This is a genomic window from Exiguobacterium sp. KKBO11, from assembly GCF_001644945.1.
Classification (GTDB): domain Bacteria; phylum Bacillota; class Bacilli; order Exiguobacteriales; family Exiguobacteriaceae; genus Exiguobacterium_A; species Exiguobacterium_A abrahamii.
On the sequence record NZ_LUCU01000022.1, the window covers coordinates 330,670 to 350,623 of the forward strand.

Annotated in this window: 24 protein-coding genes; 11 read left to right on the forward strand and 13 right to left on the reverse strand. The window is 45.6% G+C overall.

Annotated features, from left to right (window positions below):
* Positions 1–14 precede the first annotated feature (14 nt).
* Both AYO36_RS08745 and tkt read right to left on the reverse strand, forming a co-directional pair.
* Positions 15–245, reverse strand: a complete 231-nt coding sequence (locus tag AYO36_RS08745) for a YneF family protein (RefSeq protein ID WP_012370001.1) — start codon at positions 243–245, stop codon at positions 15–17.
* A gap of 123 nt (positions 246–368) precedes the next feature.
* Positions 369–2,357, reverse strand: coding sequence for a transketolase (tkt, locus tag AYO36_RS08750; protein ID WP_064300198.1), 1,989 nt, complete (start codon positions 2,355–2,357; stop codon positions 369–371).
* 362 nt (positions 2,358–2,719) lie between these two features.
* Between tkt and AYO36_RS08755 the strand changes: the two genes are divergently transcribed.
* The 3 genes from AYO36_RS08755 to AYO36_RS08765 all read left to right on the forward strand — a co-directional run bounded on the left by AYO36_RS08755 (position 2,720) and on the right by AYO36_RS08765 (position 7,061).
* Positions 2,720–3,715 carry a LacI family DNA-binding transcriptional regulator gene (locus AYO36_RS08755; RefSeq protein ID WP_035398117.1) on the forward strand — a complete coding sequence of 332 codons (996 nt, stop codon included), beginning with the start codon at positions 2,720–2,722 and terminating at the stop codon, positions 3,713–3,715.
* A 226-nt stretch (positions 3,716–3,941) separates the two neighbouring features.
* Positions 3,942–5,621: a glycoside hydrolase family 13 protein gene (locus tag AYO36_RS08760; RefSeq protein ID WP_082874215.1), complete on the forward strand. Its 1,680-nt coding sequence runs from the start codon at positions 3,942–3,944 to the stop codon at positions 5,619–5,621.
* A 3-nt stretch (positions 5,622–5,624) separates the two neighbouring features.
* On the forward strand, positions 5,625–7,061 hold the full coding sequence (locus tag AYO36_RS08765; RefSeq protein WP_064300199.1) for a PTS transporter subunit EIIC: 1,437 nt from the start codon (positions 5,625–5,627) through the stop codon (positions 7,059–7,061).
* A gap of 75 nt (positions 7,062–7,136) precedes the next feature.
* On the opposite strand, the gene AYO36_RS08770 is transcribed toward AYO36_RS08765, so the two are convergent.
* The 3 genes from AYO36_RS08770 to yneA all read right to left on the reverse strand — a co-directional run bounded on the left by AYO36_RS08770 (position 7,137) and on the right by yneA (position 8,473).
* A complete protein-coding gene (locus tag AYO36_RS08770; RefSeq protein WP_035398122.1) occupies positions 7,137–7,373 on the reverse strand; it encodes a DUF896 domain-containing protein in 237 nt (78 codons plus the stop codon).
* Positions 7,374–7,486: 113 nt separating this feature from the next.
* A complete protein-coding gene (locus AYO36_RS08775; protein WP_064300200.1) occupies positions 7,487–8,140 on the reverse strand; it encodes a YneB family resolvase-like protein in 654 nt (217 codons plus the stop codon).
* A gap of 45 nt (positions 8,141–8,185) precedes the next feature.
* A complete protein-coding gene (gene yneA, locus AYO36_RS08780; protein WP_023467771.1) occupies positions 8,186–8,473 on the reverse strand; it encodes a cell division suppressor protein YneA in 288 nt (95 codons plus the stop codon).
* A 211-nt stretch (positions 8,474–8,684) separates the two neighbouring features.
* On the opposite strand from yneA, the gene lexA reads away from it, so the two are divergent.
* The 5 genes from lexA (at position 8,685) to AYO36_RS08805 (ending at position 12,630) form a co-directional block, all read left to right on the forward strand.
* A complete protein-coding gene (gene lexA / locus AYO36_RS08785) occupies positions 8,685–9,299 on the forward strand; it encodes a transcriptional repressor LexA (protein WP_023467770.1) in 615 nt (204 codons plus the stop codon).
* 31 nt (positions 9,300–9,330) lie between these two features.
* On the forward strand, positions 9,331–9,801 hold the full coding sequence (locus AYO36_RS08790; RefSeq protein ID WP_047391185.1) for a metal-binding protein: 471 nt from the start codon (positions 9,331–9,333) through the stop codon (positions 9,799–9,801).
* 186 nt (positions 9,802–9,987) lie between these two features.
* On the forward strand, positions 9,988–10,689 hold the full coding sequence (locus tag AYO36_RS08795) for an MIP/aquaporin family protein (RefSeq protein WP_023467768.1): 702 nt from the start codon (positions 9,988–9,990) through the stop codon (positions 10,687–10,689).
* Between the two features lie 43 nt (positions 10,690–10,732).
* Positions 10,733–12,235 (forward strand): glycerol kinase GlpK, encoded by a 1,503-nt coding sequence (glpK, locus tag AYO36_RS08800; protein ID WP_035398125.1) that lies wholly within the window; start codon positions 10,733–10,735, stop codon positions 12,233–12,235.
* Between the two features lie 74 nt (positions 12,236–12,309).
* A complete protein-coding gene (locus AYO36_RS08805) occupies positions 12,310–12,630 on the forward strand; it encodes a hypothetical protein (protein WP_156501844.1) in 321 nt (106 codons plus the stop codon).
* A 78-nt stretch (positions 12,631–12,708) separates the two neighbouring features.
* Here the strand turns inward: AYO36_RS08805 and dhaM are convergent, their stop codons facing one another.
* The 3 genes from dhaM to dhaK are packed head-to-tail and all read right to left on the reverse strand — an operon-like array spanning position 12,709 to position 14,665.
* Positions 12,709–13,077, reverse strand: coding sequence for a dihydroxyacetone kinase phosphoryl donor subunit DhaM (gene dhaM, locus AYO36_RS08810; protein WP_064300202.1), 369 nt, complete (start codon positions 13,075–13,077; stop codon positions 12,709–12,711).
* Positions 13,070–13,672, reverse strand: coding sequence for a dihydroxyacetone kinase subunit DhaL (gene dhaL, locus AYO36_RS08815; RefSeq protein WP_029341247.1), 603 nt, complete (start codon positions 13,670–13,672; stop codon positions 13,070–13,072). The genes dhaM and dhaL overlap by 8 nt, the downstream gene beginning before the upstream one ends.
* Before the next feature lie 24 nt (positions 13,673–13,696).
* A complete protein-coding gene (gene dhaK / locus AYO36_RS08820; protein WP_064300203.1) occupies positions 13,697–14,665 on the reverse strand; it encodes a dihydroxyacetone kinase subunit DhaK in 969 nt (322 codons plus the stop codon).
* Positions 14,666–14,820: 155 nt separating this feature from the next.
* Here dhaK and AYO36_RS08825 point away from each other — a divergent pair, with 155 nt between their 5' ends.
* The 3 genes from AYO36_RS08825 to AYO36_RS16765 all read left to right on the forward strand — a co-directional run bounded on the left by AYO36_RS08825 (position 14,821) and on the right by AYO36_RS16765 (position 16,091).
* Complete coding sequence (locus AYO36_RS08825; RefSeq protein ID WP_023467762.1) at positions 14,821–15,522, forward strand: AzlC family ABC transporter permease; 702 nt, start codon at positions 14,821–14,823, stop codon at positions 15,520–15,522.
* A complete protein-coding gene (locus tag AYO36_RS08830) occupies positions 15,501–15,827 on the forward strand; it encodes an AzlD domain-containing protein (protein WP_064300204.1) in 327 nt (108 codons plus the stop codon). Before AYO36_RS08825 ends, AYO36_RS08830 begins: the two co-directional genes overlap by 22 nt.
* An 87-nt stretch (positions 15,828–15,914) precedes the next feature.
* Positions 15,915–16,091, forward strand: coding sequence for a hypothetical protein (locus tag AYO36_RS16765; RefSeq protein WP_156501845.1), 177 nt, complete (start codon positions 15,915–15,917; stop codon positions 16,089–16,091).
* Positions 16,092–16,140: 49 nt separating this feature from the next.
* Here AYO36_RS16765 and AYO36_RS08835 read toward each other — a convergent pair whose 3' ends face one another.
* From AYO36_RS08835 to AYO36_RS08855, 5 genes are all read right to left on the reverse strand, one after another.
* Positions 16,141–16,416, reverse strand: coding sequence for a GNAT family N-acetyltransferase (locus AYO36_RS08835; protein ID WP_064300205.1), 276 nt, complete (start codon positions 16,414–16,416; stop codon positions 16,141–16,143).
* Positions 16,391–16,627 carry a (4Fe-4S)-binding protein gene (locus AYO36_RS08840; protein WP_064300206.1) on the reverse strand — a complete coding sequence of 79 codons (237 nt, stop codon included), beginning with the start codon at positions 16,625–16,627 and terminating at the stop codon, positions 16,391–16,393. Before AYO36_RS08840 ends, AYO36_RS08835 begins: the two co-directional genes overlap by 26 nt.
* A 116-nt stretch (positions 16,628–16,743) precedes the next feature.
* Positions 16,744–18,090, reverse strand: a complete 1,347-nt coding sequence (gene glnA / locus AYO36_RS08845) for a type I glutamate--ammonia ligase (protein ID WP_023467759.1) — start codon at positions 18,088–18,090, stop codon at positions 16,744–16,746.
* A gap of 45 nt (positions 18,091–18,135) precedes the next feature.
* Complete coding sequence (locus tag AYO36_RS08850; protein ID WP_023467758.1) at positions 18,136–18,534, reverse strand: MerR family transcriptional regulator; 399 nt, start codon at positions 18,532–18,534, stop codon at positions 18,136–18,138.
* 140 nt (positions 18,535–18,674) lie between these two features.
* Positions 18,675–19,952, reverse strand: a complete 1,278-nt coding sequence (locus tag AYO36_RS08855; RefSeq protein ID WP_029341241.1) for a methionine gamma-lyase family protein — start codon at positions 19,950–19,952, stop codon at positions 18,675–18,677.
* Positions 19,953–19,954 lie beyond the last annotated feature (2 nt).

The following is a 19,954-nucleotide window of genomic DNA, read 5'->3' on the forward strand; positions in this document are numbered from 1 at the left end:
CCCTTTCGTACAGCTTATTTTTTAGGTGATTTCATTGAACCACTCATTGAACGCATCACTTGGTTGACTTTCTTTTGTGATGGCTTTTGACCCATTTGCATCATCAATGTCTTAATCATATCTTCGTTGATTGGTGGGTTTTGCTCCAAGTAGTTCATCATGTATCGACGAGCGATATAGAAACCAAGGGCGACACCTGCTACCAAGCAAAGAAGGGCAATTAAAATCCAAATCCATGTAGCCAAGTTGCTTCCTCCTCTAACTTAAAACGTCGCTTTTTACTATACTATAATTCCAATTGTTTGCATAGATGATAATAGATGAAAAACGAGCCCGACGTAAGATCGGACCCGTTTTTCCGGAAAAGATTATCCGAGTTGTTTGACTGTCGCTAAAACGTTCTCAACAGACATGCCGTATTCTTTCAAGAGGAAGTCTCCAGGCGCAGATGCACCGAAACGATCGATTCCGATGACTTGTCCTTGTGTTCCTACATATTTGTACCAACCGAGTGAAGCGCCTGCTTCGATCGCAACACGTTTCGTGATGTGTTTTGGAAGAACTGATTCTTTATACTCTGCTGACTGCGCTTCGAATACTTCCCATGATGGAAGCGAAACGACAGCTGCTGATTCACCAAGTTCTTTTTGTGCTTCGACAAGAAGGTGAACTTCTGAACCCGTACCGATCAAGAGCGTATCAGCTTTCGTGACGTCACCAGCGATGACATAACCACCTTTTTCAGCGCCCTCTGTCGTCGTACCTTCCAGTTCAGGAAGACCTTGACGCGTCAAGACGAGAAGTGTCGGTTTGTCTTTTGCTTGAACCGCTGTTTTCCATGCTGCGATCGTCTCTTTTCCGTCTGCTGGACGGTAGATCGTGACGTTCGGCATTGCACGGAAGCTCATCAAGTGCTCGACAGGCTCGTGTGTTGGACCATCTTCCCCGACAGCGATCGAGTCGTGCGTCAAGACGAAGATTGATGGAAGCCCCATTAGCGCAGCAAGGCGAACCGCTGGACGGAGGTAATCCGAGAAGACGAAGAATGTCGCACCGTAAGGAATGACGCCGCCGTGAAGTGCCATACCGTTGACAGCCGCAGCCATTGCGAATTCACGTACACCGAACCAGATGTTACGACCGCTTGGGTCGATATCGAAGTCTGCTTCGCCTTTGAGCATCGTGTTGTTCGATCCTGCAAGGTCAGCTGAACCACCGAACAATGTCGGAACGTTCTTCGCAAGACCGTTCAAGACTTCACCACTCGTTTGACGTGTCGCTTTTTTCGATGACAAGTCGTACGTCGGAAGATCTGCTTCCCAGTTGCTTGGCAATTCGTTTGCGATCGCGCGAACGAGTTCCGCATGCAATTCTGGATGAGCTGATTCGTATTGTTTCATCGTTTCGTTCCATGCGTCTTCCGCAGAAGCACCACGTTGGACGATCCGCTCGTCAAACAATGATTTGACTTCTTCAGGAACGTAGAACTCTTCGTGATCCCAAATGTAGCTTGCTTTCGTCAATTTGATTTCCGCTTCACCGAGTGGTGCACCGTGAGAAGCCGATTTCCCTGATTTGTTCGGTGAACCGAAACCGATGACTGTCTTGACTTCGATCAATGTCGGTTTTGTCGTCTCTGCTTGTGCCACCGCGATTGCTTTCGAAATCGAATCGATATCCGTTCCGTCTTCTACGCGAATGACTTGCCAGTTGTACGCTTCGAAGCGCTTCTGGACGTTTTCAGAGAATGATTTATCGAGATCGCCATCAAGTGAGATATCGTTTGAATCGTACAATACGACCAATTTACCAAGACCAAGGTGACCTGCGAGTGAAGCCGCTTCAGCTGAGACACCTTCCATTAAGTCTCCATCTCCACAAATTCCGTATGTGAAGTGATCGACGACGTTGAGATCGTCACGGTTGTATTTTGCTTCAAGATGACGTTCTGCCATCGCCATACCAACTGCCATTGCGATCCCTTGACCAAGTGGACCTGTCGTCGCATCTACACCAGCCGTGTGACGGTATTCCGGGTGACCTGGTGTTTTTGATCCCCATTGACGGAATGATTTAAGATCATCCATTGATAGATCATATCCCGATAGGTGGAGGAGTGAGTAGAGAAGCATCGAACCGTGTCCGGCTGAAAGTACAAAACGGTCGCGGTTGAACCATTCTGGATTTTTAGGGTTGTGGTTCATATGATCCGCCCAAAGCGAGAATGCCATCGGCGCTGCTCCCATTGGCATACCTGGGTGACCCGAGTTCGCCTTTTGTACGGCATCAATCGATAAGGTACGAATCGTATTAATTGCTAATTGTTCTACTGTCGTCATGTTCGTCAAAACAATCATCCTCTCTCTTTTTCACAAATTCCTACTCATTTTAGCACAACCATAAATGTGATACAACTTTATCTAAATAGTATGTCACATTAAAATGAATGCGTTCTCTATTACTGTCCTTCCATCCCTTTCAGGATGTATCATTTCAGATTTGGTTCTAAAATTTTATTTTTATGATGCTAAGATTCCTGCAAAAAGAGATATATATGAGACGAAGTAACATAATGTCCATCCTATTATTTTGAAATATATTTTTCGGAATCAAAAAATAGTAGATTAATTTTTAGGTACTATTTCCTTTAGACTCCTTTCATTCAAAAATAAAAAACTTTGCTATACTGAACATAAAATAAGTGAATACAGGTGATGATATGGCAAATATAAGTGATGTCGCAAAATTATCCGGCTTTTCTAAAACAACGGTATCACGGGTAATCAACGGTTCTCCTCTCGTCAAACCTGAAAAGCGGGCACGTATCTTGCAAGCAATGGAAGAACTCGGATACACTCCAAATCCCTCAGCACGAAAACTTCGAGGTTCCGTGACAACAACAATCGGTGTTCTAGTTCCTAGACTTGTTAATCCATTTTTTGCAGAACTAGTCGATAAAATCGAACAAGAAGCACAACGACATGGATACAACGTTTTAATTTCTCAAAGTAATGAAGAACCTGGAAAAGAACTATCTTTCTTAAATCTTTTAAAAACCAAACAAGTAGATGGCTTGATTTTAACGGCTGTAGTCAATGAATGGGAAAATATACTGCCCTATTTAAAATATGGACCAATCGTTGTATGTAACGAACAAATTGATCAAACGGACGTTGCAGTCGTTCGCCCGGATCAAGCAAAAGGAACTTCTTTAGGCGTTCAACATTTGATTGAACAAGGTCATTCTCAAATCGGCTATTGTACAGGTGGAGATTTTTCTGAAAAAAGTAAAGGTCGTGACAGAAATATTGCTTTCTTGAAAATACTGAAGAAGGCACATCTTCCATTCCACGAGGATTGGATCTTCACTCATCGTCACACTATTTCAGATGGAAAAGATGTTTTTAAAGAATGGTTCAAGCTATCTAATCGACCAACTGCTCTTTTCGCGAACAGCGATGAAGTAGCTTGTGGGATTATCCTTGCTGCTAAAGAACACGGGATTAATATCCCAAAGGAATTGGCGGTGGTTGGATTTGATGATCAACCGATTGCTGAAATCATTACGCCTTCTTTGACGACTATTCATCAGCCTATTCAACAAATGGGGAAACAAGCCGTGCACTGTCTTTTGCAACAATTATCTCCAGAAGATTTCAGTCTAGAAAAAATGGATTCCCTTGATATGAAGTTAATCATTCGTCAATCAACTTAAGCTTTTCAAGAGGAGCTACAGTAATGTACGCTCCTCAAAGAGGAGGAGTTAAAAAAATAGGATTGACAACTAAAATATATATCGCTTATTCTTGATACAAGAAAACGGTTTCATATTTTTTTAAATCAAATTGGAACCGATACCAATTTTTTTGAGTGTTTATGGTATCGGTTCCAATAAAATTAAAAGCAAAATTGGTATCGATACCAATAAGGAGGTAGTTTATATGAGCTGGTGGAAAGAGGAAGTCGTGTATCAAATCTATCCTAAAAGTTTTAAGGATCATAACGGAGATGGCATTGGCGATTTAAGAGGTATCACGACTCAATTGGATTACCTCAGCAAACTCGGCATTACGATGATTTGGATTTGTCCCATCTATCAGTCTCCAATGGATGATAACGGATATGATATTTCCGATTACTATACGATTCATCCTGATTTCGGAACAATGAGTGATTTGGACGAATTATTGGCAACAGCAAAAGAATATAACATTAAAATCGTATTGGATTTAGTCGTAAATCATACTTCTGACGAACATGCTTGGTTTCAAGATGTATTAAAGCAGCCTGAGACTAGTCCCTATCGAGATTATTACGTGTTAAAGAAAGGAACAACCGGACAGCCCCCGACCAATTGGCGTTCTGTTTTTGGCGGAAGTGTGTGGGAACCTATTCAAGGAAGCGACCTTTATTACTTCCATTCTTTTGGTGTCAAACAACCTGATTTGAATTGGGAAAACCCGACTCTGCGTGAAGAAATCTACGAAATGATTGAATTTTGGTTACAAAAAGGTCTTTCAGGATTTCGTGTCGATGCTATCACCTTTATAAAAAAAGATCAGACTTTCAGTAACTTACCCGCCGACGGTGTCGATGGTCTCGTCAAATGTACTAAAAAAACACGTAATCAACCTGGAATCGAAATTTTTCTACATGAACTGAAGGAACGTACCTTTGATCGCTATAACTGTGTCACGATTGGTGAGGCGCCTGGTGTTCCTTACGAACAATATGATGATTTCATAGGAGAAAACGGATACTTTTCTATGATTTTCGATTTTCGTTATGCTGATCTCGATGTTGAATCGGGCAGCGAGTGGTTCAAGCGTGTTGATTGGAATGTTAACGATTTTAAACAGATGTTATTCCGTAGCCAAAATAAGTTACAAGAAAGCGGTTGGGCAGCTAACTTTCTCGAGAATCATGATCAAAATCGTTCTATTAGTAAATACATTAAAAATCCGGAAGAGCGTCATTTCTATTCAGCATCTATGCTAGGAGCAATGTACTTTTTCTTACGAGGCACTCCCTTTATTTATCAAGGGCAAGAAATAGGCATGACCAATTTCACCCGTGAATCTATTCATGATTTTGATGATATTTCAAGCATTGATCAATATTACCGCTCCATGCAAGAAGGGCATAGCGAGCAAGAAGCGCTTCACTTTATAAATTTACGTAGCCGAGACAATTCTCGCACTCCGTTTCACTGGACACATCATGAACATGCTGGATTTTCAGATGCGACACCTTGGTTAAAAATGAATGAGAATTATCGTGATATAAATGTTGCTCTGCAAGAACATAGTGCTACGTCTTTACTCAATTTTTATCGTTTTATGATTTCGATTCGTCAGCATAGTGAAGCTAGTGATACGTTGGTTTATGGGGACTTTCTACCACTCTATGAAACGCATCCACACCTTGTCGCATACGAACGAAAACTCGGTGAAGAAGCCGTGATTTGTTATTTTAACTTTTCTAATCAATATATCGACTTGCCTAACGAACCAAAAGGTACTGTGCTACTCGATAATTATCATTTCGTTGATGGTGTCTCAGAAACTCCATCTATCCTACGCCCTTATCATGCTCTCTTACTTCATCGGAAAGAAGGCTAAACCATGAAGAAATCAGACCAATATCAAACCATTGCCGAGCAAATTCTTCAAGAAATCGGATTAGAAAACATCGAATCTTACACGCATTGTGCTACACGTCTTCGATTTTCTGTAAAGGACCGTTCCCTCATCCATGATGAAAGAATCGAGCAAATTGCAGAGGTAAAGGGTGTGTTCTATAATGCTGGACAGTATCAAGTCATCCTTGGTACCGGCATCGTCAATAAAGTTTATGCCGCTTTAAGTGAATTAAACATTGAAACCCTTGCATCAGATGAAGAATCCTCTTCATCTGATAAGGGACTTCGACGTGCTGTCCGTACACTCGCAGATATCTTTATCCCGATTATTCCTATCATTGCCGCTACAGGACTCTTTTTAGGATTAAAAGGAGTAATGTTCAGTGATATCGTATTAGGTTGGTTCGATTTAACATTAAAAGAAATTCCAAGCTATGTACCGACCCTCTTATCTGTTTTGACTGATACTGCTTTTGCATTCTTACCTGCTTTAATTTGTTGGTCCGCTTTTAAAAAATTTGGTGGAATGCCGATTATTGGATTTATTGTTGGTTTAATGCTCGTATCACCTGCTTTACCAAATGCCTATGCTGTTGCAGATGTCAATAGCGGTGTGGATCCAATTCTTGCATTCGGCGTTATTCCAGTCGTTGGTTATCAAGGAAGCGTCTTAACTGCTTTGGTCATTGGTATATTAGGAGCAAAATTTGAAAAATGGTTACGGCGAATCATGCCAAATGCACTTGATTTGATATTTACTCCGTTTTTTGTATTATTAGGTTCAATGATATTGGGATTACTTGTACTAGGTCCTCTTTTGCATATTCTAGAGAATGGTCTGATTACTCTCGTGACGATGTTAATTAGAATGCCTTTTGGTCTTGGAGGCTTGCTGATTGGTTTTATGTATCCGCTTGCAGTCATGACTGGAATGCATCATTTATTCATTGCTATCGAAACGACGCTACTTGCAAATACAGGATTTAACCCACTAATCACTTTATGCGCCATGTATGGATTTTCAAATGCTGGTACGGCGCTCGGTATTACATTACGCGCAACAAAAAGTACAGTACGGGTTGCTGGTATGAGTGCCACACTCACGCAATTATTAGGAGTTAGTGAACCTGCATTGTTTGGGATTGTCATGCGATATAGTATGAAACCTTTATATGTTATGATTGCGTGTTCTGCTTTGGGTGGTGCTCTTCTTTCGCTCTTACAGATTAAGGCCAACTCTTACGGTCTAGCTGTTATTTTATCTCCTTTAATGTACATTTATGAATGGAATCAACTTTTAGCTTATTTAATCGTATCGGTCTTAACCTTTGTTGCTGCACTCACCATCACTTACTTTTTCGCAGTTCCTAAATCAGTTTTGGTTGCGGAACCACAAAAAGTAACTTCCAAGATATCTTGATATCAGCTGAAAACAATAAAATAGCCTTCTATATTAGACACCTACTTCTCGGGTGGTCCTATAGAAGGCTATTTTTTATTGTTTATTCCGTTCTTCTTCTTGTGCTTGTTTCAATTTCTCTGGTGTTACGTCCGTTCCTTCTTCATCGACGATTTTCATGCCCATGAGTTGGTTTTTGAACGATCCACGGAATGCTGCGAGATATGCTGCACGTAGCTCTTTTTGCTCAGCTGTTTCTGCTTCTGATAACGGCTCGACTTTTGATTTATTCGCTAATGCATTGATTCGATCTAATTGTTCTTGTGATAACATGGAATCCCTCTTTCTCTATGACTCAAACTTGAGTAGTTCAATTGTATTCTTACTGTAAAAGAGCTTACTAAAAAAAGCAAGTTAACCGCGTCAGTCGACGGGTTACTTGCTTCTCATTCCGGGCTAGGTGTCAGTTCGCGGTATTCAAGATATCGACGATTGACCGTTGCCTTTGAAATATCATGTCCCATCCCGCGAAGCGTAATGGCGATATCTGAAAACGTCAGTCCGAGTTCACGGAGACGTACGATTTCTTCGATCGGTACGTCCTTTCGACTACGCCCAGCGTTCTCTCCTTGGCGATTCAGATTTCGTTCCGGGCGAAAGCCTTGTTCGACAGCTCGCCGCATGCCGCGCGCGATTTTTGCGTTATGCAGTTTCCGTTGATATTCTTCCACTAGTGAGACGATCTCAAGGACCATCGCTTCTGCATCCGCAAGCTGGTATTCTCCATCAGAATCAAGTGTCATCAACCGAACACCGTGCTTCTTAAACGTGTGCAAAATAGCGATTTTCGCATTCCCTCGACCAATCCGTGTGTCATCTGTCACGAGGACCGCATCTACCGCATCACGTGTTACATGATCAAGAACCGTCAGCATCCCTTCCCGATCGACGTCATATCCACTCTCTTTTTCAGAGACGACATCCACGACATCAAAACCCTTTTGAGACGCGACCTTCGAAAGCTCCAGCCGTTGGCGTTCAATCGAACTATCTTGTGCTTCTTTTTCGGTCGACACCCGACAATAAATCACGACCTTCATCGTACCTCACATCCCTGTTCGTTCTTTCACAACTTTTCCATTTTGTCATTGTTGTGCGATTGGTACAACGATTTTGCTTTTTGAGATGACGTGTTTTGTTTCAACATCATTATTTTTAATCAACCAATTGACGTACTCTTCATCTGACATCGAACCATCATTGTAGACTTCAGCGATTTGTTCGACTGTAGCGTTCTCATCGACCGTAACGGAAGCTGTCATCAGTTGCGCCACTTTTTCATCCGGGCGTGGTGTGAGTAAAAAGATCACGAAGGCAATACTTAATGCATAGAAGAGAATTGAAAAAGCATGAGTACGAATCGTATGAATCATCATGAATCCCTCCAAATATGAAATGAATGAGTTAGAATAAATGTTCGCGGAACAATTGTTCGCATAACTCATAATAAACACAGAACCCGTGTTCGGTCAACACAAAATGTCGAACAATTGTTTGTACGCTCATTTGTTCTATGTTATAGTGAATCTAGAAACATATATTCTTACATTTCAAACTTCAATCCAGAAAGAGGTGGCAATTCGTATGCGGAAAATGTCTAAGCGCCAACAAGAGATTCTCGACTACATCGTCTCTGAAGTGAAACTGAAGGGGTATCCACCATCAGTTCGTGAAATCGGAGAAGCAGTCGGACTCGCGTCTAGCTCGACGGTACACGGTCATTTGGATCGACTCGAGAAACGGGGAATGATTCGCCGTGACCCGACGAAACCACGTGCGATTGAGATATTGCTTGATAAGCCTGAAGAAATCACGGAAGCCATCGTCCATGTTCCCGTCATCGGGAAAGTCACAGCGGGTCTTCCGATTACAGCGATTGAAAACATCGAAGAACAGTTCCCGCTCCCTGCACATTATGTAGGAAATGAGACGGTCTTCATGTTGACGATCGATGGTGAATCGATGATTAACGCAGGTATTCTTGACGGCGATCGTGTCATCGTGCGCCAACAAAACACAGCAGAAAACGGAGAAATCGTCGTAGCTATGACCGAAGATAGCGAAGCGACGGTGAAACGGTTCTTCTTAGAAGATCAACAGGTACGTCTACAACCAGAAAATGACTCGATGGATCCGATGTATTTCGATAATGTCTCCATTCTTGGTAAGGTAATCGGCGTGTATCGGACGATTCATTGACGGAGGGACCAGTTACGACTGGTCTTTTTTCATGCCTTCAGGAAATGTACATGATACCGTCAATACCGTCGCACTGACGGGTTACGTTGCGTATTCGGTCGCAACGCAACAAACCGATTGGTTACCAACCGCCATCGGTATCGCTGTCGGTACCCTTTGGTTGTCACCCGACCTCGATTTAAAGTCAGAACCGTATTATCGCTTTGGACCATTTCGAGTCCTTTGGATGCCGTACGTCAAAATCATGCCCCATCGCTCGATCTGGTCACATGGACTGATCATCGGAGACATTATCCGGCTTCTTTATAGTGCTGCGATTCTGATTCCGCTACTATTTTTAAGTCTATATTTTCAGGTTCTTGATTCTGCTACGATTGATTCGTGGTTCGCTTCCTTGCCTGCATTCGTCGTCGGTATCATGGTGGCAAGTACGATTCATATCCTACTAGATTATTCCAGCAGTTGGTTTCGACCTAAAAAAAGAAAAAAACGTCGTCGGTAACACCTCTTTTGCTTGCTCGCAGGCAGGAAGAGGTGTTTTCTTATCCACTTTTTCGTATCTTTAAACATCAAAATAAAAAATTTCCATTCCTATATTTCAATTATATGTATTGAAAACGTTCTCAATTCGGAGTAATTTAAAGTAGAAAGGCCATTATCTGCTTTAATCCAAAGGGAGGGTTTTTGCATGAATAACTTTGTATTGGAAATGATCGGTACGATGATCCTCATCCTGCTCGGGGATGGAGTCGTCGCCGGTGTCGTCTTGAAAAAGACGAAATCGGAAAACAGCGGATGGATCGTCATCACGTTCGCTTGGGGTCTTGCCGTCATGACAGCAGCATTCGTCGCTGCTGAAAGTGGAGCACACTTGAACCCCGCATTGACGATCGCACTTGCTTTGAACTCTGACCTACCGTGGGCAGACGTTCCGATCTACATTGCCGGACAACTTGTCGGAGCTTTCATCGGCGCCATTCTCGTTTGGCTTCATTACATGAAACATTTTGAAGCGACTGATGATCAAGCTGCAAAACTCGGTGTATTCGCAACAGGTCCAGCGATTCGTCATACGCCGTCGAACTTGATTTCTGAGATCATCGGGACATTTGTTCTCGTCTTCGGTATCTTGGCACTCGGTTTAACAACGTTCGGAGATGGCTTAAAACCACTCATCGTCGGTTTACTCGTCGTCGTCATCGGTCTCTCGCTCGGTGGTACAACAGGGTATGCCATCAACCCGGCTCGTGACCTTGGACCGCGTATCGCGCACGCTATCCTACCGATTCCGAATAAAGGTTCATCTGACTGGGGCTATTCATGGATTCCTGTCGTCGGTCCGATCATCGGTGGAGCGATTGCCGTGTTCATCTATCAATTGATCTACTAAGATCACGTCTCACTAACACATACCGCTCAAGGGGGATTTCGAAATGGAAAACAAGTATATCCTAGCACTCGACCAAGGTACGACAAGCTCACGTGCAATCATCTTCGATCACGATGGGAAAATCGTCAACTCGGCACAACGGGAATTCAAACAGTACTTCCCACAACCAGGCTGGGTCGAGCATGATGCAAACGAAATCTGGGGTTCGATTCTTGCTGTCATGGCCGAAGCACTCGGGACAGCAGATATCAAACCTGAGCAAATCGCTGGAATCGGCATCACGAACCAACGTGAAACGACGGTCGTCTGGAACAAAGAAACAGGTAAACCGGTCTATCACGCACTCGTTTGGCAATCGCGTCAAACGTCTGGTATCTGTGACGACTTAAAAGAACAAGGTTTGAACCAGAAGTTCCGCGATAAAACAGGACTTCTGATTGATGCCTACTTCTCTGGCACAAAAGTTAAATGGATCCTCGACAATGTCGAAGGTGCACGTGAGCAAGCAGAGAACGGTGAATTGCTCTTCGGTACGATCGATACGTGGCTCGTTTGGAAACTGTCTGGTGGAAAAACGCACATCACGGACTACACGAACGCTTCACGAACATTGATGTATAACATCTACGAACAAAAATGGGATGAAGAGTTACTCGATATCCTAGGTGTTCCTGCTTCCATGTTGCCAGAAGTTCGTCAGTCGAGTGAAGTCTACGACAAAACGGTACCGTATCACTTCTTCGGTTACGAAGTGCCAATCGCTGGTATTGCGGGTGACCAACAAGCAGCACTCTTCGGTCAAACGTGCTTCGAAGCGGGTGAAGGGAAAAACACATACGGAACAGGGTGCTTCATGCTCATGAACACAGGTGAGAAAGCCGTTTCTTCTGATCATGGACTCTTGACGACGATCGCTTGGGGCGTCGATGGAAAAGTGGAATATGCGCTGGAAGGTTCTATCTTCGTCGCTGGTTCTGCGATCCAGTGGCTCCGTGATGGACTCCGGATGCTGAAAAATGCGAAAGATTCAGAAGGTTACGCAACGAAAGTCGACTCAACAGACGGTGTTTATGTCGTTCCTGCCTTCGTTGGTCTTGGTGCGCCATACTGGGATTCAGATGTACGCGGGGCAATCTTCGGATTAACACGCGGAACAGATAAGGAACACTTCGTTCGTGCAACGCTTGAATCACTCGCTTATCAAACACGCGATGTGTTGACAGCGATGGAACAAGATTCTGGTATCGAACTGAAGACACTTCGTGTCGACGGTGGTGCAGTAGCGAACAACTTCTTGATGCAGTTCCAATCGGACATCCTCGGCGTTCCTGTCGATCGTCCAGAAATCAACGAAACGACAGCACTTGGTGCAGCCTACCTTGCTGGATTAGCTGTTGGTTACTGGAAAGATAAAGCGGAGATCAAAAAACAATGGAAGCTGGATCACCAGTTCAAACCAGAGATGAAAGAAGACGATCGTGAACAACGCTATGCCGGATGGCAAAAAGCAGTGGAAGCGACAATGGTCTTCAAACCATCAAAATAAAACAATTGACCCGGTCCCTTTTGCAGAGGGACCGGGTTTTCACTATTCTATACAAACATAATGCGGGGTGTATCATGAATCTTACCTATTCGGATCAACAACTAAAAGCATGCATTCAGGACGCGCTGGATGGCAACATCACACATGAAGAACTGGCGGATTGGTGTTACCGCTACATGACCGACGTGTACCATAACAATCATTACCATATCGCAACCGACGGACGTGGGAGCTATCCGTTAAGTGAGCAAGCGACTGAAGTAGCGAACGATATCGATGCACAATGGGATCTTTATCTTGCTAACAGTTATTCTCTAAATGAATTACAAACCATTGATTTAACTACAATTCGCTTACCTAGAGAGTGGTTAGAAAAATGGCTCTCATCGTTTTAAGTCGTCACGCATGAGATCGACGATCATCTTTCATTAAAAAAATCCCCCTTCGCCTAATCGCAAAGGGGAATCTGTTCCTTATTTGCTAAATTCTTTTTTCAATCCATCTTCAATCTCATCAACGGATTTCGACTGTCCGCTTAAGACTGCCGCTAAAAACGCGCCTTCGACGAGTGGTACGTCGATAAACCGAACCGTCCGTTCGCCACTATATAGTTCAAGGGCCAGTTCCGTGTTCATCGTCGCAGAACCGATATCCGTTAAGACGACTCCATCGTCGTCCAGTGTATTCAATGTTTCTTCGATGCGCGTCGCGTCCGTTCCGATGCTACCGTCCTCAAGACCTGCTGCTATTAAGACTGGTGTATCCGGCGCCATCTCTGCCAGCAGTTCCTTTAGTCCAGTCGCGAGCTTTTCACTATGGGAAACGAGTACAAGATTAACCATGAAGCACCTCCGCGATTTCGCCAAGTAACAACGCACTCGATAGACTTCCTGGGTCCTGGACGCCTTCCGTCGCTTCACCGAAATAAGACGCACGCCCTTTCGTTGCGATACGCGCTTTCGTATCAGCAAGCGCTTGATCGATTGCCGCTTTCAAATCCCCTTCTTGCGAGAGCGCCTCTTGGAACGGTGTCCAGATATCGACCATCGTCTTTTGACCGAATTCCGATTTCCCACGCGATTTGATGCCTTCCGTCGCTTCATGGAAAGCATCCGCGAGTTCTGCACCTTCGACTTCTGTTTTCCCTTTGAACGCACCAGCGAACTTAACGAATGCCGTACCGTACAAAGGACCGGATGCCCCACCGACCGTCTTGATCAGCGTCATCCCGACCTCTTTCGATAAAGCTCCTAAGTCCTCATACTCGCCGTGTTCTTCTAACGTCTTTTGGACTGCTTGGAAGCCACGTGACATATTGATCCCGTGGTCCCCGTCCCCGATTTCCCGGTCAAGGTCCGTCAATTCATCCTTGTGCTGTTCAATCTGTTCCGCTGCTTTGATGAGCGCGCTTCGTAACTGTTCCGTCGTCAACTTCATCTTTGTACACCCCGTTTATCTAAATTAGAATCCAATCGCTTTCGTTTCTGCATCGAGATAGCCGAGCAGTTCATCATCCACTGGTAAGAGCGTGATTGAGAATCCGTGCATCTCGAGCGACGTCATATAGTTTCCAACGAACGAACGGGCAATCTCGTAACCGTGTGCCTGAAGTTCTTCCGCGACGTATTTATACGTGATATACAGTTCGGATTCTGGCGTTCCACCCATCCCATTCACCATGACGGCGACTTTTTTGTCTGGTACCTCTTTCGTCAGACGATCGAGCAACTCTTTGACGATCGCATCCACGGAAGCGACCGCTTTTCGTTCAAGTCCTTTTTCACCGTGGATCCCGATTCCGATCTCCATCTCGTCATCATGCAACTCAAAGCCTGGCTTGCCACTCTCCGGCATGTAACATGGTGAGAGTGCCATTCCGATCGAACGAACGCCCTGGATGACTTTTTCCGCAACTGCTTTGACTTCACTCAGTGATTTCCCTTCTGCAGCCGCAGCTCCGGCAATCTTATGGACGAAGACCGTTCCCGCAACCCCACGACGATCCTCTTCCTTTTTGATCGCGATGTCATCATTGACGACGACCGTGTCGACTTCGATGTCCTCGAGTTCAGCGAGTTCCTTTGCCATATCGAAGTTCATGACATCACCCGAGTAGTTCTTGACGACGAGTAAGACACCTTTTCCACCATGAGCTGCCTTGATGCCTTCGAGCACCATGTCCGGTGTCGGTGACGTGAAGACTTCCCCACAAACAGCCGCAGCAAGCATACCGTCCCCAACGAATCCAGCATGTGCGGGTTCGTGACCACTTCCTCCACCAGAGACAAGACCGACTTTTCCATCGAGCGGTATTTTCCGTGCGACGACATTAACACCTTCGACCTTCTTATACAAATCAGGGTGAGCTAGTACGAGTCCGTCGACCATGTCTGACACGAACCGGTTTGAATCTTTCATTAATTTGTGCATGAAAAACGCTCCTTTACCAATCTGATTTTTGCCGTACCACTTACTCTTTACCACTAAATCAAGCCGAGTATGTCGAAAAAAACGATGAAAATATTGACCAGTTGGTGACGATATTCCGCATGAGTGCTATGCTCTTAAAAAAGAGGAGGAATCGAATGTCATCAGCCTTTCAAGCAGGCGTCCGTGCCTGTCTACCCACTGTCCTCGGATATATCGGCATCGGTTTTTCAGCTGGGATCGTCGGTCGTGCCTCCGGCTTATCCCCTCTTGAAGTCGGATTCATGTCCGTCTTCATCTATGCCGGCGCCGCTCAGTTCATCATCACGAGTCTCTTACTCTTAAATGGTCCTGCTTCTGCCATCATTCTGACGACGTTCATCGTCAATCTCAGGCACTTGTTAATGAGTCTGACGCTTGCGCCACATGTTGAGACACGTCATCTCCGCGACCGCCTCGGTACCGGAACGCTACTGACGGATGAGTCGTTCGCTGTCGCGATGAACACTGCCCAAAAAGGGAAGCTCTCCCCGTCCTTCATGCATGGCTTGAATCTGACTGCTTACTTCAGCTGGATCGTCGCAACCGTTCTCGGCGCCCTTGTCGGCAGCTGGTTCCCTGATCCCGAGCGCTTCGGTCTCGATTTTGCCCTGACAGCGATGTTCATCGGCTTATTGTACTTACAGTTTGAAGGGGAACGTTCCCGTATTGCCGTGAATAGTTGCCTTTTACTGATTGTCTTACTATTGCTTTACATAACCATGCGCTACTTTTCTCCAGAAGTCGCCGTTCTTTGCGCGACGCTCGGTGGTGCAAGTATAGGAGTCGTGATCACACGATGGAAATCCGCCCGGAATTAATTGCTCTTTTTTTAGCTTGTGGACTCGTTACATGGATTCCACGCGTCTTACCGTTTCTCGTCCTTCATGGACTGACGTTACCGCGCCTCGTAACAGAATGGCTCTCGTTCATTCCGGTCTGCCTGCTTGGTGCCCTCTTTTTTCAGAATCTCCTCATCGCTCAAGATGAGGCGTTTCCGACGGTTTCGACGCTTCATGTCTTCGCTGCCCTCCCGACCATGGCGGTCGCGATTTTCAGTAAAAGTTTATCCTGGACGGTCGTGACTGGTGTTATCACGATGGCGTTTCTACGATTGTATCTATAAGCAAGTCATTCATCTTTAGCCTATTTCGATGCATATCTTGTGTTATCCTTATAATAGAAATAAATGGATAGTGAAGGAGGTCCTGATATGCCAAATAAGCAGTTCATACCCTATTTGATATTGCTGTGCGCCATTTTTCTGATCGCGAGTCAAATGGATCTACCTTATCTGCTAAAACAAGGATTGATTGTGTTGTACGCCATCGCCTATTTCGGCACGCTGATGGTTTCTCGCAAAATGAAAGTTAGGGATCATAAACAATGACTCGAAAAAATCTCCTCTGGTCTTGAGAGACTAGAGGAGATTTTTGTGTTCACGTATTTGCTTGTACGTCCTGATAATCGGATTGATGTTCAAACTCTTTTTTCGCAAACGGACATAGCGGTAGCAGTTTGACGTTTGCTTCCCGGGCCCAGTTGACGATCTCGGCAACGAGTTGTTCCCCAATCTGTTGATTGCGGTGCGCGGGATCGACGTATGTGTGATCAATGACCCACATGCCGTTGTTCGTATCGCTGTAAGTGATTTCCCCAATCACTTCACCTTCCTGATGGGCTTCGATTTTACGTTCCGCTCGTTTCAGCTCCATTTGCTTCCCTCCGTTCGTAAGATAAGGCGCCGCTCGGACAACCGTCGACGACCCGCATGATATCTTCCACCGGTGCCCCGTCCGCTTCAATCCACGGACGCCGCTTGACATCAAAGACAGTTGGTAGACTTTGTACACAATGACCAGAGTGAATGCAGACTTCCGAATCAAAATAGACCGTGATCTCTTTGCCTTCATATCCTTTTTTCATGATGTATCGTCTCCCTTTCTTTGTACTCTTGTATCTTTCCACATCCTTGACTCAATCCCTGTCTGCGCTATGAAAAAAGCACTTCCGGACAGAAGTCCGAAAGTGCTTGAGTTGGATTAGAACAAGACCATGTACTGATCGCGTTCCCATTCCGTGACTTGCGTCCGGAACATATCCCATTCGATTTCTTTCAATTCAACGAAGTGCTCTGCGATGTGATCGCCGAGAGCGTGCATGACGACGTCATCCGCTTTCAAGACTTCGAGTGCGTGGCTGAGTGTTGATGGAAGATCATCAATTCCGTTTGCAACGCGTTCCGGTTTGTCCATGACGTAGATGTTGCGGTCGATTGGAGCCGGTGCTTTCAAGTTATTCTTGATTCCGTCAAGACCTGAAGCGAGCAATGTTGCAAGCGCAAGGTACGGGTTCGCTGCTGGGTCGACTGAACGAACTTCGATCCGAGTCGAGAGTCCACGTGCTGCAGGAACACGGACGAGTGGTGAACGGTTACGTGCTGACCATGCGACGTAGCAAGGTGCTTCGTAGCCAGGAACAAGACGTTTGTATGAGTTGACTGTTGGGTTACAAACCGCTGTGAACGCACGAGCGTGTTTGAGGATACCTGCCGTGAAGGCACGTGCATCATCCGACAATTGCATGTCTTCGTTGCCTTCATCGAAGAAGACGTTCTCGTTGCCTTTGAAGAGCGACATGTTCGCGTGCATGCCTGATCCGTTGACACCGAAGAGTGGTTTCGGCATGAATGTCGCGTGCAAGTTGTGCTTCGCAGCAATCGTCTTGACGACGAGTTTGAACGTTTGGATGTTATCCGCTGTCGTGATCGCATCCGCATATTTGAAGTCGATTTCGTGTTGACCTGGAGCAACTTCATGGTGTGATGCTTCGATTTCAAAGCCCATGTTCTCGAGCTCGATGACGATCTCTTTACGGCAGTTTTCGCCGAGGTCGACTGGTGCGAGGTCGAAGTATCCACCTTGGTCGTTCAATTCAAGTGTTGGACGACCTTTTTCATCTTTCTTGAAGAGGAAGAATTCTGGCTCTGGTCCAACGTTGAATGATGAGAAACCGAGCTCTTCCATCTCTTTAAGTACCCGTTTGAGCTGACCACGTGGGTCTCCTGCGAACGGCGTGCCATCCGGATTGTGGATGTCACAGATTAAACGTGCAACTTTCCCTGTTCCATCTTCTGTCCATGGGAAGACGACCCATGTGTTCAAGTCTGGGAAGAGATACATATCTGATTCTTCGATTCGAACGAATCCTTCGATCGATGAACCATCGAACATCATTTTGTTATCAAGTGCTTTTTCCAATTGGCTTACTGGAATCTCAACGTTCTTGATCGTTCCGAGGATATCTGTGAACTGTAAGCGAATAAAGCGTACATCCTCAGCTTTAGCGATTTTCAAAATGTCTTCTCGTGTAATGTTGCGACGTGTCATGTGACAAATCCCCTCTCCGATTCGTTTTTATATGGTTACAGGTCCTTACTTGAAGAAACGCCCGAGCTCACCTTGGATGAGCGACGTCTTTCCATGTCGTCCTGCTTCCTTCAATTCATTTTTCAGGAGTTTATACAATTCGCCGTCAGATAGTTCCGGGCGCGTCTCGACGACGCTCTCCGCAACGCGTTCGCGTTTGACGAGATCGTTTTCAAAAATCAATTTGATCCCTGCGATATTCAGTCCCTGATCCAGGTATTCCTTGATCGACAACAAGCGATCGACATCGTTGAACGAATAGAGGCGACGCTTCGTCTCTGTCCGCTCCGGTTTGATCAGTCCTTGTTCTTCGTAGTATCGGATCTGGCGGGCAGATAACGCGGTCAACTCTTGAACGACTCCGATGGGAAATAGTGGCTTGGACTGGCGTGATGAGTCTGCCATGTGGTTCCTCCTTTTTCCTTACTCCATGAGAATAAACCTCTGTCAGGCAACTTGTCAAGCGATGTAAGAAAAGTTAACACAACTTTTTTAATCACTTTACATGAAGTCGTTCAGAGGTCTTTTCACGAGATATTCTAGTATTAAACGTTTTTTTCTGGAATTAATTGTTTTTCCATCAAGTGATTGACGGCTGAGATGATGGCAATCTTAACGTGGCTATACGTCAAACCACCTTGGACGTACGCGGTATAGGGCGCACGGATCGGACCATCCGCTGACAACTCAATCGATGATCCTTGTACGAATGTTCCTGCTGCCATGATGACATCGTCCGCATATCCCGGCATATAATCCGGAATCGGTAACGCATGTGCATTGACGGGTGAAGCAGCTTGAATCGCTTGACAGAAGGCAATCATCGGCTCCGGCGCATGGAACGAAACCGATTGAATCAAATCCGTCCGTTCTGCCGTATGATGCGGTGCCGTATCAAAGCCGAACTGACCGAGCATGCTCGACGTGAACATCGCACCCATCAACGCTTGGCTCACCGTATGTGGTGCCATATAGAAACCTTGATACATATCCGGAAGTGCGGATAACGATGGACCGGCTTCGGCGCCAATCCCTGGCGTCGTCATCCGGAACGATGCCCGTTCGATCAAGTCCGTTCGACCGACGAGATAACCGCCAGTCTTCGCAAGACCACCACCCGGATTCTTAATCAACGACCCTGCCATCAAGTCTGCCCCGACGTGCGTCGGTTCGATTGTCTCGACGAATTCACCGTAGCAGTTATCGACGAAGATCAGTACGTGCGGATGGACAGCTTTGATGGTGGCAATCGCTTCTCCGATCTCGTTGACCGGCAGACTGCGTCGCGTCGCATACCCTTTTGAACGCTGAATCCCGACGACCTTCGTCTGCGGTGTGATCCGTTCGAGAACGGCCGGTACGTCGATCGTCTCGGCGTTTTTCATCTCGACGACATCATACTGGACGCCCAGTTCCTTTAATGAACCGCGTCCGTCACCACGAATTCCGACGATCTCTTCAAGCGTGTCGTATGGTTTTCCTGTGATATAAAGCAATTCATCGCCAGGCAATAACAAACCGAACAACGCGATACCGATTGCATGGGTTCCGCTGATGATTTGCGGACGACAAAGACCGGCTTCCGCACCGAAGACATCAGCATAGATCCGTTCGAGCGTATCGCGTCCTTCATCGTTGTAGCCGTAACCTGTTGACGGCATGAAGTGAAAATCACTGACCTTGTGACGTCGGAACGCATCGAGGACACGGAATTGATTGTATTCCGCGACCTCTTGCGCTTTCTTGACGTACGGGGCGATCTGTTCCTCCGCCCGGTCAATGAGCGGACGGAGCGTTTCGTAATGGGTTAATTCTGAAAACATGT

Coding starts and splice junctions, on each gene's coding strand:
- AYO36_RS16765 (WP_156501845.1), top strand. CDS start 15,915: ATGCCAAATAAGCAGTTCATACCCTATTTGATATTGCTGTGCGCCATT.
- dhaK (WP_064300203.1), bottom strand. CDS start 14,665: ATGCACAAATTAATGAAAGATTCAAACCGGTTCGTGTCAGACATGGTC.
- dhaM (WP_064300202.1), bottom strand. CDS start 13,077: ATGGTTAATCTTGTACTCGTTTCCCATAGTGAAAAGCTCGCGACTGGA.
- AYO36_RS08760 (WP_082874215.1), top strand. CDS start 3,942: ATGAGCTGGTGGAAAGAGGAAGTCGTGTATCAAATCTATCCTAAAAGT.
- AYO36_RS08805 (WP_156501844.1), top strand. CDS start 12,310: ATGAATCTTACCTATTCGGATCAACAACTAAAAGCATGCATTCAGGAC.
- AYO36_RS08850 (WP_023467758.1), bottom strand. CDS start 18,534: ATGGCAGACTCATCACGCCAGTCCAAGCCACTATTTCCCATCGGAGTC.
- lexA (WP_023467770.1), top strand. CDS start 8,685: ATGCGGAAAATGTCTAAGCGCCAACAAGAGATTCTCGACTACATCGTC.
- AYO36_RS08855 (WP_029341241.1), bottom strand. CDS start 19,952: ATGTTTTCAGAATTAACCCATTACGAAACGCTCCGTCCGCTCATTGAC.
- AYO36_RS08840 (WP_064300206.1), bottom strand. CDS start 16,627: ATGAAAAAAGGATATGAAGGCAAAGAGATCACGGTCTATTTTGATTCG.
- yneA (WP_023467771.1), bottom strand. CDS start 8,473: ATGATTCATACGATTCGTACTCATGCTTTTTCAATTCTCTTCTATGCA.
- AYO36_RS08830 (WP_064300204.1), top strand. CDS start 15,501: ATGGAAATCCGCCCGGAATTAATTGCTCTTTTTTTAGCTTGTGGACTC.
- AYO36_RS08765 (WP_064300199.1), top strand. CDS start 5,625: ATGAAGAAATCAGACCAATATCAAACCATTGCCGAGCAAATTCTTCAA.
- AYO36_RS08835 (WP_064300205.1), bottom strand. CDS start 16,416: ATGGAGCTGAAACGAGCGGAACGTAAAATCGAAGCCCATCAGGAAGGT.
- AYO36_RS08795 (WP_023467768.1), top strand. CDS start 9,988: ATGAATAACTTTGTATTGGAAATGATCGGTACGATGATCCTCATCCTG.
- AYO36_RS08770 (WP_035398122.1), bottom strand. CDS start 7,373: ATGTTATCACAAGAACAATTAGATCGAATCAATGCATTAGCGAATAAA.
- glnA (WP_023467759.1), bottom strand. CDS start 18,090: ATGACACGTCGCAACATTACACGAGAAGACATTTTGAAAATCGCTAAA.
- AYO36_RS08790 (WP_047391185.1), top strand. CDS start 9,331: ATGCCTTCAGGAAATGTACATGATACCGTCAATACCGTCGCACTGACG.
- AYO36_RS08825 (WP_023467762.1), top strand. CDS start 14,821: ATGTCATCAGCCTTTCAAGCAGGCGTCCGTGCCTGTCTACCCACTGTC.
- dhaL (WP_029341247.1), bottom strand. CDS start 13,672: ATGAAGTTGACGACGGAACAGTTACGAAGCGCGCTCATCAAAGCAGCG.
- glpK (WP_035398125.1), top strand. CDS start 10,733: ATGGAAAACAAGTATATCCTAGCACTCGACCAAGGTACGACAAGCTCA.
- AYO36_RS08775 (WP_064300200.1), bottom strand. CDS start 8,140: ATGAAGGTCGTGATTTATTGTCGGGTGTCGACCGAAAAAGAAGCACAA.
- AYO36_RS08755 (WP_035398117.1), top strand. CDS start 2,720: ATGGCAAATATAAGTGATGTCGCAAAATTATCCGGCTTTTCTAAAACA.
- tkt (WP_064300198.1), bottom strand. CDS start 2,357: ATGATTGTTTTGACGAACATGACGACAGTAGAACAATTAGCAATTAAT.